Source organism: Microbacterium oxydans (assembly GCF_026559675.1).
GTDB classification, from domain to species: Bacteria; Actinomycetota; Actinomycetes; order Actinomycetales; family Microbacteriaceae; genus Microbacterium; species Microbacterium oxydans_D.
Map to the genome: position 1 here is coordinate 2,210,176 of NZ_CP092891.1, position 16,152 is coordinate 2,226,327.

14 protein-coding genes are annotated in these 16,152 nt (G+C 70.1%); 3 read left to right on the forward strand and 11 right to left on the reverse strand.

What is annotated here, in order from left to right; genetic code table 11:
* Window positions 1-72 precede the first annotated feature (72 nt).
* The gene (rpmA, locus tag MME74_RS10620; RefSeq protein ID WP_028501603.1) at window positions 73-330 is read right to left on the reverse strand and encodes a 50S ribosomal protein L27; all 258 of its coding nucleotides are present in this window, start codon (window positions 328-330) and stop codon (window positions 73-75) included.
* 18 nt (window positions 331-348) lie between these two features.
* Window positions 349-657: a 50S ribosomal protein L21 gene (gene rplU / locus MME74_RS10625; RefSeq protein ID WP_028501602.1), complete on the reverse strand. Its 309-nt coding sequence runs from the start codon at window positions 655-657 to the stop codon at window positions 349-351.
* 245 nt (window positions 658-902) lie between these two features.
* Here rplU and MME74_RS10630 point away from each other — a divergent pair, with 245 nt between their 5' ends.
* On the forward strand, window positions 903-1,172 hold the full coding sequence (locus tag MME74_RS10630) for a DUF4031 domain-containing protein (protein WP_267414990.1): 270 nt from the start codon (window positions 903-905) through the stop codon (window positions 1,170-1,172).
* On the opposite strand, the gene MME74_RS10635 is transcribed toward MME74_RS10630, so the two are convergent.
* Window positions 1,134-3,719, reverse strand: a complete 2,586-nt coding sequence (locus MME74_RS10635; RefSeq protein ID WP_267414991.1) for an Rne/Rng family ribonuclease — start codon at window positions 3,717-3,719, stop codon at window positions 1,134-1,136. The genes MME74_RS10630 and MME74_RS10635 overlap by 39 nt on opposite strands.
* Window positions 3,720-4,002: 283 nt before the next feature.
* Between MME74_RS10635 and MME74_RS10640 the strand changes: the two genes are divergently transcribed.
* Window positions 4,003-4,620 (forward strand): vitamin K epoxide reductase family protein, encoded by a 618-nt coding sequence (locus MME74_RS10640; protein ID WP_267414992.1) that lies wholly within the window; start codon window positions 4,003-4,005, stop codon window positions 4,618-4,620.
* A gap of 69 nt (window positions 4,621-4,689) precedes the next feature.
* Here the strand turns inward: MME74_RS10640 and ndk are convergent, their stop codons facing one another.
* Genes ndk through ileS form a run of 4 tightly spaced genes read right to left on the reverse strand, consistent with a single transcriptional unit; the run spans window position 4,690 to window position 10,262 of the window.
* On the reverse strand, window positions 4,690-5,106 hold the full coding sequence (gene ndk / locus MME74_RS10645) for a nucleoside-diphosphate kinase (RefSeq protein WP_029261664.1): 417 nt from the start codon (window positions 5,104-5,106) through the stop codon (window positions 4,690-4,692).
* Between the two features lies 1 nt (window position 5,107).
* Entirely contained in the window at window positions 5,108-5,521 is a 414-nt protein-coding gene (locus tag MME74_RS10650; protein ID WP_416383313.1) for a DUF4233 domain-containing protein, read from the reverse strand.
* A complete protein-coding gene (locus MME74_RS10655; protein ID WP_267414994.1) occupies window positions 5,518-6,870 on the reverse strand; it encodes a bifunctional folylpolyglutamate synthase/dihydrofolate synthase in 1,353 nt (450 codons plus the stop codon). The genes MME74_RS10650 and MME74_RS10655 overlap by 4 nt, the downstream gene beginning before the upstream one ends.
* Window positions 6,867-10,262, reverse strand: coding sequence for an isoleucine--tRNA ligase (gene ileS, locus MME74_RS10660; protein ID WP_267414995.1), 3,396 nt, complete (start codon window positions 10,260-10,262; stop codon window positions 6,867-6,869). The genes MME74_RS10655 and ileS overlap by 4 nt, the downstream gene beginning before the upstream one ends.
* Before the next feature lie 303 nt (window positions 10,263-10,565).
* Here ileS and MME74_RS10665 point away from each other — a divergent pair, with 303 nt between their 5' ends.
* The gene (locus MME74_RS10665; RefSeq protein WP_267414996.1) at window positions 10,566-11,216 is read left to right on the forward strand and encodes a pentapeptide repeat-containing protein; all 651 of its coding nucleotides are present in this window, start codon (window positions 10,566-10,568) and stop codon (window positions 11,214-11,216) included.
* A gap of 6 nt (window positions 11,217-11,222) precedes the next feature.
* Here the strand turns inward: MME74_RS10665 and MME74_RS10670 are convergent, their stop codons facing one another.
* The 4 genes from MME74_RS10670 to MME74_RS10685 are packed head-to-tail and all read right to left on the reverse strand — an operon-like array spanning window position 11,223 to window position 16,123.
* A complete protein-coding gene (locus MME74_RS10670; protein ID WP_267414997.1) occupies window positions 11,223-12,731 on the reverse strand; it encodes an ATP-binding cassette domain-containing protein in 1,509 nt (502 codons plus the stop codon).
* Entirely contained in the window at window positions 12,728-13,540 is an 813-nt protein-coding gene (locus tag MME74_RS10675) for an ABC transporter permease (protein ID WP_267414998.1), read from the reverse strand. The genes MME74_RS10670 and MME74_RS10675 overlap by 4 nt, the downstream gene beginning before the upstream one ends.
* Window positions 13,537-14,481 carry an ABC transporter permease gene (locus MME74_RS10680; RefSeq protein ID WP_267414999.1) on the reverse strand — a complete coding sequence of 315 codons (945 nt, stop codon included), beginning with the start codon at window positions 14,479-14,481 and terminating at the stop codon, window positions 13,537-13,539. Before MME74_RS10680 ends, MME74_RS10675 begins: the two co-directional genes overlap by 4 nt.
* Before the next feature lie 28 nt (window positions 14,482-14,509).
* Window positions 14,510-16,123: an ABC transporter substrate-binding protein gene (locus MME74_RS10685; protein WP_267415000.1), complete on the reverse strand. Its 1,614-nt coding sequence runs from the start codon at window positions 16,121-16,123 to the stop codon at window positions 14,510-14,512.
* Between the last annotated feature and the right edge of the window lie 29 nt (window positions 16,124-16,152).

Consider the following 16,152-nt stretch of genomic DNA (forward strand, 5'->3'; position numbering starts at 1 on the left):
TACGGTGTGCAGATACACGGACGGGGCGAGCCGAAGCCCGCCCCGAACCGGATGTTTAGTGTCGCGCTGTGATCACTCAGCTGCGGCGACGATGTTGACGACCTTGCGGCCGCCCTTCGCGCCGAACTGGACCGCACCGGCGGCCAGAGCGAAAAGCGTGTCGTCGCCGCCACGGCCGACGTTGACGCCGGGGTGGAAGTGCGTGCCGCGCTGGCGGACGATGATCTCGCCGGCGAGGACCTGCTGACCGCCGAAGCGCTTCACGCCGAGGCGCTGAGCGTTGGAGTCACGACCGTTACGGGTTGAGCTTGCGCCCTTTTTATGTGCCATGTCCTAGTCCCCTCGGGCTTACTTGATGCCGGTGATCTTGACGCGCGTGAGCTCCTGACGGTGGCCCTGGCGCTTCTTGTAGCCGGTCTTGTTCTTGTACTTCTGGATGATGATCTTCGGGCCGCGGAGGTTGCCGATGACCTCAGCCGTGACCTTGACCTTCGCCAGCGAGTCAGCGTCGGTGGTCACCGTGGCGCCGTCGACGAGCAGCACGGCGGCCAGCTCGATCTTCTCGCCCTGGGCAGCCTTGACACGGTCGAGCTGAACGATCGTGCCGACCTCGACCTTCTCCTGCCGCCCACCGGCGCGCACTACTGCGTAAACCACTTCATACCTGTTTCGTTGGGGAGCTCGCGGCTCCGAGATCTCACGGGGAAGACTGTTGCTTGCATGCGCCGCAGAACGGCGGGCGCGAACGCAAGGCTCTCCGCTTCGGCCGACGAGGACGACGCGGCATACGCACCAAGGGACTACTTTACCGGATGCGGGGCAGTGTCGCAAAGCGAGCCGTCTCCGACGCGTCGTCGGCGCCGCGCAGGCCCCGCCGCTCGGCGCGGTCGTAGGCTGGCGAGGTGACCGTACTCGTCGACGACCCGCTCTGGCCCGCACACGGACGCCTGTGGGCGCACCTGGTGAGCGATGCGAGCGTCGACGAGCTGCACGCCTTCGCGAAGGCGAACGACGTCCCCGCGCGCGCGTTCGATCTCGACCACTACGACGTGCCGGAGGACCTCGTCCCCCGGCTCATCGCGGCCGGTGCCCAGCATGTGGGCGGCAAGGAGCTGGTGCGCCGTCTGATCGCCTCAGGACTCCGAGTCCGCGGCCGGGACCGCCGGCGCTGACGTCTCGGAGTTCACCGAGACGGGAGTGCCGGTGAGCGCGGCCGTGCTCACCCGACGACGACCACGACCCTGACCCGGAGCCTTGGGCTCGGGAAGGGCATCGAGGACCGAATCGAGCAGCGCCTCCGCCGGCGACTTCGGCGACTTGCGGTCAGAGCCGCGCTTCTTGCGGGCCTTCTTCGGACGCTCGGCCACGGGCGCCTCGACGGGAGCCTCGGCCACCGCGCCCTCGGACGACCCATCGGCCGCCGGAGCGATCGTGGAAGCCGCGATCTGCGCGAGAGCGGACTTCGCGCCCTCGGTGATGCTGTGGGTGACGCTCGGGGCCGCGGGCGCATTCTGACTCTGACCGTTGCCGCCGTTGTTCCCGCCGTTGCCACGCTGACGGCGGCCGCTCTGGCCGTTGCCGTTACCGTTGCCGCCGCCGTTGTTGCTGGAGCGGTGCTTCACGACCGGGTCGTGGTGCACGATGACGCCACGACCGGCGCAGACCTCGCACGCCTCGCTGAAGGTCTCCAGGAGGCCCAGGCCGAGCTTCTTGCGGGTCATCTGCACGAGGCCGAGCGAGGTGACCTCGGCGACCTGGTGCTTCGTGCGGTCGCGGCTCAGGCACTCGATGAGGCGGCGCAGCACGAGGTCGCGGTTGGACTCGAGCACCATGTCGATGAAGTCGACGACGATGATGCCGCCGATGTCGCGCAGACGCAGCTGGCGGACGATCTCCTCCGCGGCCTCGAGGTTGTTCTTGGTGACGGTCTCCTCGAGGTTTCCGCCCGAGCCGACGAACTTGCCGGTGTTGACGTCGACGACCGTCATGGCCTCGGTGCGGTCGATCACGAGCGATCCGCCCGAGGGGAGCCAGACCTTGCGGTCCAGGGCCTTCTCGATCTGCTCCGTGATGCGGAACGCGTCGAACGGGTCGGTCTCGTCCTCGTAGGCCTCGACGCGCTCGAGCAGGTCGGGCGCGACGCTCTCCAGGTAGGCGCGGATCGTCTGCTGCGCGTCCTCGCCCTGGATCAGCATCTTGGTGAAGTCCTCGTTGAAGACGTCACGGACGATCTTGACGAGCAGGTCGGGCTCCGCGTGCAGGAGAGCCGGGGCCTGCTGGTTCTCCACCTGCTTCTGGATGTGCTCCCACTGCGAGGTGAGGCGCTGCACGTCGCGCGTCAGCTGGTCCTCGGTCGCGCCCTCGGCGGCCGTGCGGACGATGACGCCGGAGGACTCCGGCAGCACCTCCTTGAGGATGCGCTTGAGGCGGGCCCGCTCATTGTCGGGCAGCTTGCGGCTGATGCCGTTCATCGACCCGCCGGGCACGTACACGAGGTAGCGGCCGGGGAGCGAGATCTGGCTGGTCAGTCGGGCACCCTTGTGCCCGACGGGGTCCTTCGTGACCTGCACGAGGACGCGGTCGCCGGGCTTGAGGGCGAGCTCGATGCGACGCGGCTGGTTTCCGGTCTCGACGCCGTCCCAGTCCACCTCGCCGGAGTACAGCACGGCGTTGCGGCCGCGGCCGATGTCGACGAACGCGGCCTCCATGCTGGGGAGGACGTTCTGGACCCGGCCGAGGTACACGTTGCCGATGAGCGACGCGTCCTGGTTGCGGGCGACGTAGTGCTCGACGAGGACGCCGTCCTCGAGGACACCGATCTGCGTGCGGCCGTTCTTGGAGCGGACGACCATCTTGCGGTCCACCGACTCGCGGCGGGCGAGGAACTCGGCCTCGGTGACGACCGGGCGACGACGCCCCGCATCCCGTCCGTCACGACGACGCTGCTTCTTCGCCTCGAGGCGCGTGGAGCCCTTGATGGCCTTCGGCTCGGTGATGTACTCGACGACCCGCTGACGCTGACGAGGCTCGTCGCGCTGCTCGTCGCCCTCCGCCCCTCCACGACGACGACGGCCACGGCGGCCGGATGCCGGCTCCTCCTGGTCGCGCTCGGCGATGCGATCGAAGATGCGCTCCTCGCGGCCCGGGCGAGCCGGAAGCGGAACGACCTCGGGAGCATAGAAGTGCAGCTGCGTGGAGACCTGCGAAACGAAGACCTCGGGCAGGAGTCCCAGGGTCACGGCAGTGACGGCCTCGGGAGCGGCGGGGGCCGTCTCCTCCGCAGCCGGCGCCTCGACAGCGGGCTCCTCGGCGGCAGGCGCCTCCGCGGCGGGCTGCTCCTCGGCGGCGGACTCCTCGACGATCGCCTCGGCGATGGCCTCGACAGCCGCATCCGACGGCGCCTCGGTCGAGGCGTCGGCCTCTTCCGTGACCTCGGCGGCGGCCTCGACGGTCGCGGCCGTGGCGGCGGCATCGTCCCGGGCGGCGGCTGCCGCGTCGTCCGCAGCGGCGGCGGCGTCTTCGGCGGCGGCGTAACCGGCCGCGACGTCGTCAGCCGCGGCGTCCGCGGCGACCTCGGCCTCGTCCGAAGACTCCTCGGCCTCGTTCGCCGGCCCGTTCGGGTCGGCGGCGTCGGGAGCGGTGGGCTCCGTCAGCGGTTCCGCGGCGTCAGCCGGGAAGTCGAGGGTAGGGGCGTTGTTGTCATTGTTCTCATCGGCCATCTCTGGCTTACTCCCTGCACGGGGCACTGGGTGCTCCGTGAAATCTCATGCGGTACCCGCGGGTCCCGCGAACTCACTCGGTGTGCGACCGGCTCATGGCTCTGACCGCGTGGGGCATGGGGCCCCGAAGTCTGCGTCGACGCGTGTCGCGGCAGGGCCGTTCATCGCATCACAGGCCATTATCGCACCTTGTGGCCCGGTTCACGGCATCCCGTCGTGACCAGCGCGTTTTCCCCGGCCTGTTCTCGCCCCATCCATAGCCGTCACTGGGATAATCCCCAGTATGAGCGAGCAGCGCACCCGCCCCGTCGTCTACGCCGTCTGGTTGATCTTCGCGAGTGTGGTGGGCTGGTTCGCCGCCTTCCAGCTGATCATGGAGAAGATCACCAAGCTGGAGAATCCCGACGCGGTGTCGAACTGCTACGTGAGCGTGATGATCCAGTGCGACGTCAACCTCAACTCCTGGCAGGGCGAGGTGTTCGGGTTCCCGAACCCGATCCTCGGAGTCACGCTGTGGATGGCGCCGCTGGTGGTCGGCGTCGCTCTGCTCGCCGGCGCCCGCTTCCCGCGCTGGTTCTGGCTCGCGTTCGGCGCCGGTGTCACCTTCGCCTTCGGCTTCGTGATCTGGCTCATCGGCCAGAGCCTGTACGCCTCCAACCTCGGCGTGCTGTGCCCCTGGTGCATGGCGACCTGGTCGGTGACCATCCCCACCTTCTTCGCGACGATGCTCCATCTGACGCGGAACGGCACCTTCTCCCGCAACGAGAAGGTCCGGGAGCGCGCGAACCGGCTGATGCCGTGGGTCCCCCTCGCGACGATCCTCGCCTACGCGTTCATCATCCTGCTGGTGCAGCTGCGCGGCCTCGACCTGCTCGGCGAGGTCATCGGCATGATCTTCTGATCCGCCCCGTCCCCGACGACGAAACCCGCCGCCGATCCTCGGATCGACGGCGGGTTTCGTGTACGGGTCTCAGTCGAACCAGATGCCCAGCTCGCGTGCGGCGGACTCGGGGCTGTCCGAGCCGTGCACGAGGTTCTGCTGCACCTTCAGGCCCCAGTCGCGACCGAAGTCGCCACGGATCGTGCCGGGGGCGGCGGTGGTCGGGTCGGTGGTCCCGGCGAGCGAGCGGAAGCCCTCGATCACGCGGTTGCCGGCGAGACGGATCGCGACCGACGGGCCGGAGAGCATGAACTCGAGCAGCGGCTCGTAGAACGGCTTTCCTTCGTGCTCGGCGTAGTGCTCGGCGAGCAGGTCGCGGTCGGGCTCGACGAGGCGGATGTCGACGAGCGCGTAGCCCTTCGCCTCGATGCGGGCGAGGATCGTGCCGGTGAGGCCGCGGGCGACACCGTCGGGCTTGACGAGGACGAGGGTTTCTTCGGTGGCCATGTCATTCACTCTCTGTCTGAGTCTCGGTCGAGGGCTCGGCCGGGCGTCGTGCGTCCAGTCGGGCCCCCATGATGGTCGCATACGCCCACATGCCGCCGAAAATCAGGACGACGAGCAGGATGGCCGGCACGAGGATGGCCGACAGCGCCACGATGACCTGGATCACCCATCCTGCGGTGATGGCCCAGGGCTTCGTGATCATGCCGGCGACGACGATGCAGGCGAGTCCGAGGACGCCTCCGCCGACGATCCCCCACCACTGCTCGATCCCCGCGGGGAGGGAGCGCAGGCCGAAGACCGTCAGTCCGGCGAGGAACACCACGATCGCCTCGAACCCGAGCACGATCGGCGCCAGCTTCTGCACGAGCGTGCGCGGTGGGCGAGGTGCCCGCGCGGGCGCGGCGTCCGCACTCATGCGCGCCACCCCGACTTCCAGTCCTCTTCCTCGGAGAGGGAGATGGCCTCGCCTGCGAGCACGACCGATCCGGCGATGACGACGGCGCGACGGTCGGACGAGGCCGCCCATTCCCGCGCGGCATCCGCGGCCTCGGCCAGGGAGTGATGCACGGTCGCCCGGCGGCCGGTCTGCTCCACGAGGTCGGCGATCGTATCCGCATCGCTCGCCCGGTCGGAGTCGGGCGCGGTCGCGAACACGTGCGCCACGGCGGGTGCGAGCCGGTCGACGATGCCCGCGGCGTCCTTGTCCGAGAGGACCCCGAGCACGAGGCCCCACTCGTCGAAGTCGAAGCTGTCGTCCAGCGCCTGGGCGAGGGCCGCGGCGCCGTGCGGGTTGTGCGCGGCGTCCACGATCACGGTCGGCGCGACCCCCAGCAGCTGGAGACGGCCGGGCGACGTCGTGCCCTGCAGGCCGTCGGAGATGATGTCGCCGGCGATGGGCTGCGTGGCGCCCCCGATCAGCGACTCGACGGCGGCGACCGCCAGGGCCGCGTTGTGGCCCTGGTGCGCGCCGTACAGCGGCAGGTACTCCTCGGCGTACTCCCCCGCGAGCCCGCGGATGGTCAGCAGCTGCCCGCCGACCGCGAGCTTCTGATCGGTGAGCCCGAACTCCTCGCCCTCGAACACGATGGTCGCGTGGCGCTCGGCGGCGACGCGGCGCAGCACCTCGGCGGCCTCGGCGGGCTGCTGGGCCGAGACCACGGCAGCGCCCTCCTTGATGATGCCGGCCTTGACCTCGGCGATCGCCGCGATCGTGTCACCCAGCCGGTCCGCGTGGTCGAGGTCGATCGGCGCGAACACCGCCACGTCACCGTCGGCGGTGTTGGTCGAATCCCATTCCCCGCCCATGCCGACCTCGAGGACGAGCACGTCGACGGGAGCATCCGCCACCGCGACGAACGCCAGCACGGTCAGCAGCTCGAAGAACGTCAACGGCGCGTCACCTGCGGCCTCGAACTCGGCGTCGACGATGTCGACGAACGGCTCGATCTCGTCCCACGCGTCGGCCACGGCCTCGTCGGCGATCGGCTCGCCGTCGATCATGATCCGCTCGGTGAAGCGCTCGAGGTGAGGGCTCGTGAACAGTCCGGTGCGCAGATCATGCGCGCGCAGCAGGCTCTCGATCATGCGCGCCGTCGAGGTCTTGCCGTTCGTGCCGGTGATGTGCACGACACGGTAGGTGCGCTGCGGGTCGTCGAGGAAGGCGAGGATGCGCGCGGTGCGCTCCTTGCGCGGCTGCACCCAGCGCTCCCCCGCACGGCTCAGCAGGGCCTCGTAGACGGCGTCCGCCCGATCCTTGTCGCTCATGCGCCTGCTCCCATCCTGGTGACGGCGATCGTGAAGTCGCCGCGGTTGGCGTAGGTCCCCTTCGGGATCTCCGCGGTGTACTCGGGCGTCACGCCTCCGGCCGCGGCCAGAACCGCTCCGTGCCCGAAGATGGAGTCTCCCTGCGCATCGACGACGAAGTACTCCTCCGCCAGCGTCTCCGCGGCGACGCCCGCCAGTTCGAAGGCGGAGACCACGGCCGCGGTGTCCAGGTCGTCCCCGAACCGCAGGACCAGCTGGATGCGGTCGCTCACGTCGAAGCCGGCGTTCTTGCGCGTCTCCTGCACGGCGCGGATCACATCGCGCGCCAGCCCCTCGGCCTCCAGCTCCGGAGTGGTCTGCGTGTCGAGCAGCACGAAGCCGCCGGTGGGGACGATCGCGAGCGCCTCCCCCTCCGGACGTCCCGTCGTCTCGAGCACGAGGTCGTACTCCGCGGGCTCCAGGACGATGCCGCCGGCCGTGACGACGCCGCCGACCTCGCTCCAGTCGCCGGAGCGCGCCGCCTGGATCGCCTTCTGCACGTCCTTGCCGAGGCGCGGTCCCGCCGCGCGGGCGTTGACGCTCAGGCGGTGGGCGATGCCGTACTCCACGGCCGTGTCCTCGGCGAGCGGCACGAGCTCCACGGACTTCACGTTCAGCTCCTCGCGGAGGATGTCCTCGAACTGCCCGAGCGACCCGGCGAGCGGCGAGACCACCGTGAGGCGCGCGAGCGGCAGCCGGACGCGCAGCTTCTCCTTCTTGCGCAGCGCGTTGCCGACGCTGGAGAGCTCGCGGACCGCGTCCATCGCGTCGCGGATCTCGTCCGCTGCGGGGAACGGCGTCTCGTCCGGCCAGTCGGTCAGGTGCACGCTGCGACCGCCGGTGAGGCCCTGCCACACGCGCTCGCTGATCAGCGGCACCAGCGGCGCCGCGACGCGGGTGAGCGTCTCGAGCACCGTGTACAGCGTGTCGAAGGCCTCGCGGCTCTTCGGGTCGTCCGTCACACCCACCCAGAAGCGGTCGCGCGAGCGGCGGATGTACCAGTTCGTCAGCACCTCGGCGAAGTCGCGCAGGCGCGCGGACGCCGTGGTGGAGTCGAGTCCCTCCAGGTCTGCACGCACCTCGCGGACGAGGTCGCCCAGACGCGCCAGGATGTACCGGTCGAGCACGTCGGTGGAGTCGGTGCGCCAGGACGCCTCGTAGCCCTCGGCACCAGAGGCGTTGGCGTAGGTCGCGAAGAAGTACCAGGAGTTCCACAGCGGCAGCAGGAACTCGCGGACGCCCGAGCGGATGCCCTCCTCCGTGACGGCGAGGTTGCCGCCGCGGAGCACGGAGCTCGACATCAGGAACCAGCGCATCGCGTCGGACCCGTCGCGGTCGAGCACCTCGGAGACGTCCGGGTAGTTGCGCAACGACTTCGACATCTTGTAGCCGTCGCTGCCCAGCACGATGCCGTGGCAGCTGACGCCCGTGAACGCGGGGCGGTCGAACAGCGCGGTGGAGAGCACGTGCATGACGTAGAACCAGCCACGGGTCTGTCCGATGTACTCCACGATGAAGTCCGCCGGCGCGTGCGAGTCGAACCACTCCTGGTTCTCGAACGGATAGTGCACCTGGGCATACGGCATCGAGCCGGAGTCGAACCACACGTCGAACACGTCCTCGATGCGGCGCATCGTGCTCTGGCCCGTGGGGTCGTCCGGGTTCGGACGCGTGAGGTCGTCGATGTACGGCCGGTGCAGGTCGATCTCACCCTCGGGGTTGCGCGGGAGCGTGCCGAAGTCGCGCTCCAGATCCTCCAGCGACCCGTAGGCGTCGACGCGCGGGTACTCGGGGTCGTCGCTCTTCCAGATCGGGATGGGCGAGCCCCAGTAGCGGTTGCGGCTGATCGACCAGTCGCGTGCGCCCTCGAGCCACTTGCCGAACTGACCGTGCTTGACGTTCTCCGGCACCCACGTGATCTGCTCGTTGTTCGCGAGCATGTCGTCCTTGATGTCCGTCACGCGGATGAACCAGCTCGACACGGCCTTGTAGATCAGGGGGTTCCGGCAGCGCCAGCAGTGCGGGTACGAGTGCTCGTAGCTCTGCAGGCGGATCAGACGGCCGTTGTCGCGGATCAGACGCACGAGCGGGGTGTTCGCGTCCATCCACAGCTGCCCCGCGACGTCGGTGACGTTCGGCAGGAACTTGCCGCCGTCGTCGAGCGACAGGATCGTGGGGATCCCGGCGGCACCCGCGACGCGCTGGTCGTCCTCACCGTAGGCCGGGGCCTGGTGGACGATTCCGGTGCCGTCGCTGACCGTGACGTAGTCGTCGACCAGGATGCGCCAGGCGTTCTCGGTGCCGTAGGTCTCGGTGTCGGCGTAGTAGTCGAACAGCCGGTCGTAGGTCACGTCCTGCAGCTCGGCGCCGAGCACGGTCGCGTCCACCGCGGCGAGCGCGTCATCGGCGCTCTCGTAGCCGAGGTCCTTCGCGTACCCGCCGAGCAGGGCGCGGGCGAGGAGGTAGCGGTGCGCGGAGGCCTCGACCGCGGCATCGGTCGTCCCGGCGGCCTGGTGCACGTCCGCGGCACCGTTCGGGCCGGCGGGGAGCACCACGTACTCGATCTCGGGTCCCACGGCGAGCGCGAGGTTGGTGGGCAGGGTCCAGGGCGTGGTCGTCCAGGCGAGCGCGCGCACCCCGGTGAGTCCGAGAGCCTCGGCCTTCGCTCCGGTGAGCGGGAAGGTCACCGTCACGGACGGGTCCTGACGCATCTGGTAGACGTCGTCGTCCATGCGCAGCTCGTGGGCGGAGAGCGGCGTCTCGTCGCGCCAGCAGTACGGCAGGACCCGGTAGCCCTCGTAGGCGAGGCCCTTGTCGTACAGGGTCTTGAAGGCCCAGAGGACGCTCTCCATGTAGCCGAGGTCGAGCGTCTTGTAACCGCGGTCGAAGTCGACCCAGCGCGCCTGACGGGTGACGTAGTCCTGCCACTCGTGCGTGTACGCGAGCACCGAGCTCTTCGCCTTCTCGTTGAAGACGTCGATGCCCATCTCCTCGATCTCGGCCTTCTCGGTGATCCCGAGCTGCTTCATCGCCTCCAGCTCGGCGGGGAGTCCGTGCGTGTCCCAGCCGAAGACGCGGTCGACCTTGTGGCCGGTCATGGTCTGGAAGCGCGGGAACACGTCCTTGGCGTACCCGGTGAGGAGGTGACCGTAGTGCGGCAAGCCGTTCGCGAACGGAGGGCCGTCGTAGAACACCCACTCGGGCGAGCCCTCGCGCTGCTCGATCGAGGCGCGGAAGGTGTCATCCGACTTCCAGAAGGCGAGCACCTCCTCCTCGATCTGCGGGAAGCGGGGGCTGGGCGCGACGGAGGCGGCGTCGGCGGCGGGGCCGAAGGAGGAACGGGGGTAGGTCATCGTGTCTCGCAGTGGTCGTCGTGGCGGATGCTCCTGCGAGGACGACCCTCGCGGACCGCGGTACCACCTCGCGTGCGCTCCCTCCCCTCCCGGGTCGGTCGCACCACTCTCACTGCGGCTGTGACGGGCCTGCCCCGCTCGGTTCTACTGAGCGCCTCCCGAGGGAAGCGCCGTTCTTCCGAGAGCTCCCCGGTGATGGCCGGATCGATGCTCGTTCCCCCATTGTACGCAGGTGCGCGCTCGCCGCGGCCGCGACGGCGGACCGGAGCGAGCCGCGTCGGTGGCAGGGCCTAGCCTCGGAGCATGGCCCGCACATCCGAGTCCCCTGCCGCGCCCCGCGTCTCCCCGCCCGATCTGCCTCCCGTGCTCGAACCCGCCTCGCCCCGGCGCAGTGCCGATCTCCTCACCGCACGGCTCGATCTGAGCGGCACGGTCGACCTCGCCTACGCGACCCTCGAGCAGTGCACCGTGCAGGCGGATGCCGACGCGGTCGACCTCACGGGTGCGACGCTGATCGACGTCGAGATGTCGAGAGCGCGCGTCGCCTCGCTGCGCCTGCGGGACGCCGGAGTACGACGCCTCCGCATCAGCGGCGGTCGCATCGGGACACTCGATCTCAGCGAGGCCCGCGTCTCCGAACTCGAACTGCGCGATGTGCGGATCGACTACCTCAACCTCGGCGCGGCGAAGGTGACCGACCTCGAGGTCTCGGGGTGCGCCATCCGCACGATCGACATGCCGCAGGCCGAGCTCACCCGTGTGCGCTTCACGGCCACATCGAGCGACGAGGTCGACCCGCGGGGCATGCGGGCGAAGGACCTCGATCTGCGCGGCCTCGATGCCCTGGCCTTCCTCGACGCCAACAGTCTGCGCGGCGCCACCCTCACCTCGTTCCAGGTGCAGCAGCTCGCGCCGGTGATCGCCGCGGGACTCGGCATCCAGATCAAGGGCTGACGCGGGTCAGGACCGCACAGGTCCGCTCGCATCCAGCAGCTCCTGCGTGAACGGATGCTGTGGCGCCGCGAACACGTCGGCCGTCGCGCCCTGCTCCACGATCCGGCCGTCCTGCATGACGAGCACGTCGTCGGCCACCGCTCCGACGACGTCGAGGTCGTGCGATACGAGGATCATCGTGAGCCGACGCACCTGCTGCAGTCGGGCCAGGAGCCGCAGCACCCGCTCGCGCACGGAAGGGTCCAGGGCCGAGACGGGCTCGTCGAGGACCAGCACCTCCGGGTCCGCGGCGAGCGCTCGGGCGATGGCGGCGCGCTGTCGCTGCCCGCCGGAGAGCGCATTCGGCCGCCGCTCGGCCAGTTCGGGTGCGAGATCGACCTCGGCCAGGAGCTCGGCGACTCGTGCGGCTCGCCGGGCGCGCGGCACACCGGCGGCTTCCAGGGCCTCCCGCAGCGAGCGCCCGACGGTCCAGCGCGGATCGAACGCCCCGAGCGGGTTCTGATGCACCAGCTGCACCCGCTGTTCCCGGCTCCAGCGCAGCGCCCCCGTGTCGGGGGCTTCTACTCCGACGATCATGCGGGCGAGTGTCGTCTTCCCGGAGCCGGACTCCCCCACGACGCCGAGTGTGCGCCCCTCGGGGACGACGAAGGAGGCGTCGATGACCGCGGGCACGCCGGCGAAGCTCTTCGACAGCTCCGTCGCGACGAGCACGGGTGATGCCGTCTCCTGCGCTGCCGCCCGCGGTTCGTGGATCGTCGCGGCGATCAGCTGCCGGGTGTACTCGTGCCGGGGATCCTCCAGCACCTCGGCCACGGGTCCCGCCTCGATCACGGCACCGCGCCTCATCACCAGCACCCGATCCGCGAGTCGGCGGACCGCCGCGAAGTCATGGCTGATGAACACCACCGCCGTCCCGGCATCCGCGATCTCCCGGAGCAGCCCGAGGATCCGCGCCTGCACGGTGGCGTCGAGCGCGGTCGTCGGCTCGTCCGCCACCAACACGGCGGGTGCGGCGGCGATCGCGGAGGCGATCAGTGCCCGCTGACGCAGTCCTCCCGACAGCTCATGCGGATACTGCGTGGCACGGCGCTCGGCCTCGGGCATCCACACGCGCCGCAGGAGCTCGCCGACCCGGGTCCGGAGCGCTGCCCGCCCGTGGGCGATCCCGTGCAGTCGCAACGGCTCCGCGACCTCGGCGCCGATCCTCCGCAACGGATCGAGGGAGACGAGCGCGTCCTGCGAGACGAGGGCGATGCGGGCACCGCGGAGTGCCCGCCAGGCGTGCTCGGACAGCGTCGTCGCCTCGGTGCCGTCGATCACCAGTCGGTCGAGGGCGACCTCTGCACCTGCGGGCGTGAGCCCCAGGAGAGCTCGGGCCGTGAGAGACTTGCCCGCGCCGGACTCGCCGACGATGGCGACGCACTCCCCCGGGGCCACGTGGAGATCGACGCCGTCGACCACCGGGGTCGCCCCGAACGAGATCCGCAGTCCCTGTACCTCGAGCGCCGCGCTCATGTCGTCCGTCCGTCCGCCCGTGCCCGCAGGATCCGTCCGATCACGGTGGCCGACACCACGGTGATCGTGATCGCGATGCCGGGGAACACCGAGATCCACCACGCCTGACCGAGGACGTTGCGTCCGCCCGCGAGGATCAGCCCCCACTCGGGTGTCGGCTCCGACGGTCCCAGTCCGAGGAAGCTGAGTCCGGCGGCCGCGAGGATGCTCGATCCGATGCCGATCGTCGCCAGCACGCTCAGCGCACCGAGCACCCCCGGGGCGACGTGCCGCGTGAACGCCCGCACGCGCGGCACGCCCAGGATGCGCGCCGCCTCGACGTGCTCGGCGACCCGGAGCGTCCGTGTCTGCACCCGGGCGAGGCGGACGTACACCGGTGTCGCGGCCAGAGTCACCGCGATCGCGATGTTCACGGGGCCGGGTCCGAGCATCGCGACGACGACGAGCGCGACGAGGAACTCGGGGAACGCCATCAGGACGTCGTTCACGCGCATCACCGTCGTGTCCACGCCTCGCGGGGCCACCCCGGCGAGCGCGCCGATCACGAGGCCGACGGCGAGCGCGATCCCGGTCGCGAGCAGGCCGATGCCGAGCGAGCGCCCCGCCCCGTAGACGACGCGGGAGTACACGTCACGCCCGCTCTGGTCGGTGCCGAACAGATGCTCGGCGCTCGGCGGCAGCAGGGCGGAGCGCACATCGGTCTGGAGCGGATCATGCGTGGCGAGCACGCCCGGCCAGAGCGCGGCGAAGGCGATCACCGCGAGCACGGCGACGGCGATCAGCAGCAGCGTCCGCTGCGCGCGCCTCATCGGATGCTCCCCGGGCGGGTATCTCTGACCCGCGGATCGATCAGCGGGTGCACGAGCTCGACGATGAGGTTGATCACGACGAACACCAGCGCGCTCAGGAGGATGATCCCCGTGATGACGGGGAGGTCGCGGTCACTGATCGCGGCGAGGGTGACCCGGCCGAGACCCGGGCGGGCGAAGACGGTCTCGACGAGCACCGCACCCCCGAGCACCGATCCGGTGAGGTAGGCCGCGAGCGTCACGGCGGAGGCCGCTCCGTGCCGCAGACCGTGCCGGGTGGTGAACCACGAGGGGCTCGCACCGCGGGCGCGCACGGTCTCGGCGAACGGCATCCGCTCGGCCTGCACCAGCCCGTCCCGCAGCACCTGGCTGAGCAGGGCGGCGACCGGGAGCGCGAGGGTGATCGCCGGGAGCACGATCGTGGCGGGGTTCCTCGCCCCCGATACGGGGAACCAGCCGAGGCCGAAGGCGAACACGCTGAGCAGGACGAGCCCGATCCAGAACACCGGGGACGACAGCACCACGAGCTCCACGCCCGCGGCCACCGCCCGGCCGACCCGGCCGCGGACGAGCACCGACACGGCGAGCGCCAGGACCACGGCGATCAGCAGGGCGAGGAGCGAGAGCTGCAGCGTGGCGCCGAGCTGCCGGCCGATCACCTCGGTGACCGGCATCCGGAGCTGATACGACTCGCCGAGGTCGCCGCGCGCGAGCTGCCCGATGAACGTGACGTACTGCTCGAACGGCGGGCGGTCCAGTCCCAGATCAGCTCGGATCCCGTCCTTGACCGCCTCGCTCACCTGCGCGAGCGGCCCCAGCATCACCGACACCGGGTCGCCCGGGATCACCCGGAACGCGAGGAAGGCGACGGTCGCCGCGCCCCAGAGGACGAGGACGACGGATGCGGCGAGGCCGGCGACACGGACGAGAGCAGTCTTCACCTCTCGTGCCCTCCGCTCAGCCGGCGGTTCAGCCGACGGTCACATCGTAGAACAGCGGTCGACCGTACAGGTCGTACTGGAGGCCGTCGACGCGCTCGCCGACCGCGGTGATCGCGGAAGGGCTGTACAGCGGCACGATCGCCGTGTGCTCGGCGTTCCACTGCTGCACCTGCGTGTACAGCGCGTCACGCTCCTCCTGGTCGCTGCTCGCGAAGGCCTTCTCCAGGAGCGCGTCCATCTCGGGGTCGCTCACCTGGGACGCGTTCTGGAAGCCGTCGGTGTGCAGATGGGCGCGCAGCAGGTCGGGGTCGACACCGGAGAAGCCCCAGTCGGTCAGGTCGAACGTCTTGGGCTCGTACTGGGCGTTGTACGCGCCCGGCTCGAGAACCTCGCGCACGACCTCGAAGCCGATGCCCTTGAGGTCGGACTGGATCGCGTTGCCGAGCGCAGCGCGGTCGTCGGGCACCGGGGTCCAGGCGATCCATCGCACGGAGAGGCGCTTGCCGTCCTTCATGCGGATGCCGTCGGTGTCGCGCTCGGTCCACCCCGCCTCGTCGAGCAGGGCGTTCGCCGCGTCCGGGTCGAAGGGCCAGCTGCCCTCGAGCGCGGCGTCGTAACCGGGGGTGGTCGACCCCAGGATGCTCCAGGCCCGCGGGAACTGACCGAAGTAGATCTCCTCGACCGCGGCGTCGATGTCGATGCCGCGCGCGAACGCCTGGCGCACCTTCTCGTCCGCGAACACGCCGTACTTCTCGTTCAGGTACAGCGAGTACGGCAGCCCCGGGTACTCGATCGAGTCGACCGTGATGCCGTCCCCGAGATCCTTCGCGAGGTTCGGCGGGATGTTGCTGGCGAGGTCGGATTCGCCGCTCGTCACGACACCGGTACGGACCGAGGCCTCCGGCTGGATCTCCACCCGGAGCGTCTCGAACTTCGGAGCCTTCTCGCCGTGCGGGCCCCAGGCGTAGTCGTCGTTGCGGGTGTAGACGATCTCCTGGTCGGGCGTGTACTCGGTGAGCACGAACGGACCGGTGCCGACGTTGATGTCCGGACCGCCCGCCTTGAGCTTGTCGGCCGACTTCTCGAGCACGGCCGGCGAGTAGAAGCCGAGCTGCGGCGTGCTGGCGGCCTGGAGGAACGGGGCGTACGGCTGGGTGAAGACGACCTTGACCGTGTGGTCGTCGATGACCTCGGTGCCCTTGTAGAAGTCGGCGCCGAGCATGCCCGCCGCCTGCTTGGAGGCGGTGTCCGGGTCGACGATGCGGTCGAAGTTCGCCTTGACGGCGGCGGCGTCGAACGGCTCGCCGTCGGTGAAGGTGACGTCGTCGCGGAGCAGGAACGTGTATTCGGTGCCGTCGTCCGAGATCTCCCAGTCCTTCGCGAGCCAGGGGACGAACGTGCCGTCCGCCTCCTGGAAGACGAGGGAGTCGAGAACGGCGCGCTGCACCATGCCCGAGACATCGAGCTGGCTGGTCTGCGGGTCCATGTGCGAGGCGGACAGGTTCGCGCCCTCGATCGACCACACGACCTCCCCGTCGCTGTCACCCTCGGAGGCGGGAGCCGCGCAGGCGCTGAGCACCAGGGCGGTGGCGGCGGCGATCGCGGCGAAGGGCAGGAGACGACGCACGGGTTTTGCGGGCATGACGATTCCTCAGGACGAACGGGTCGGGA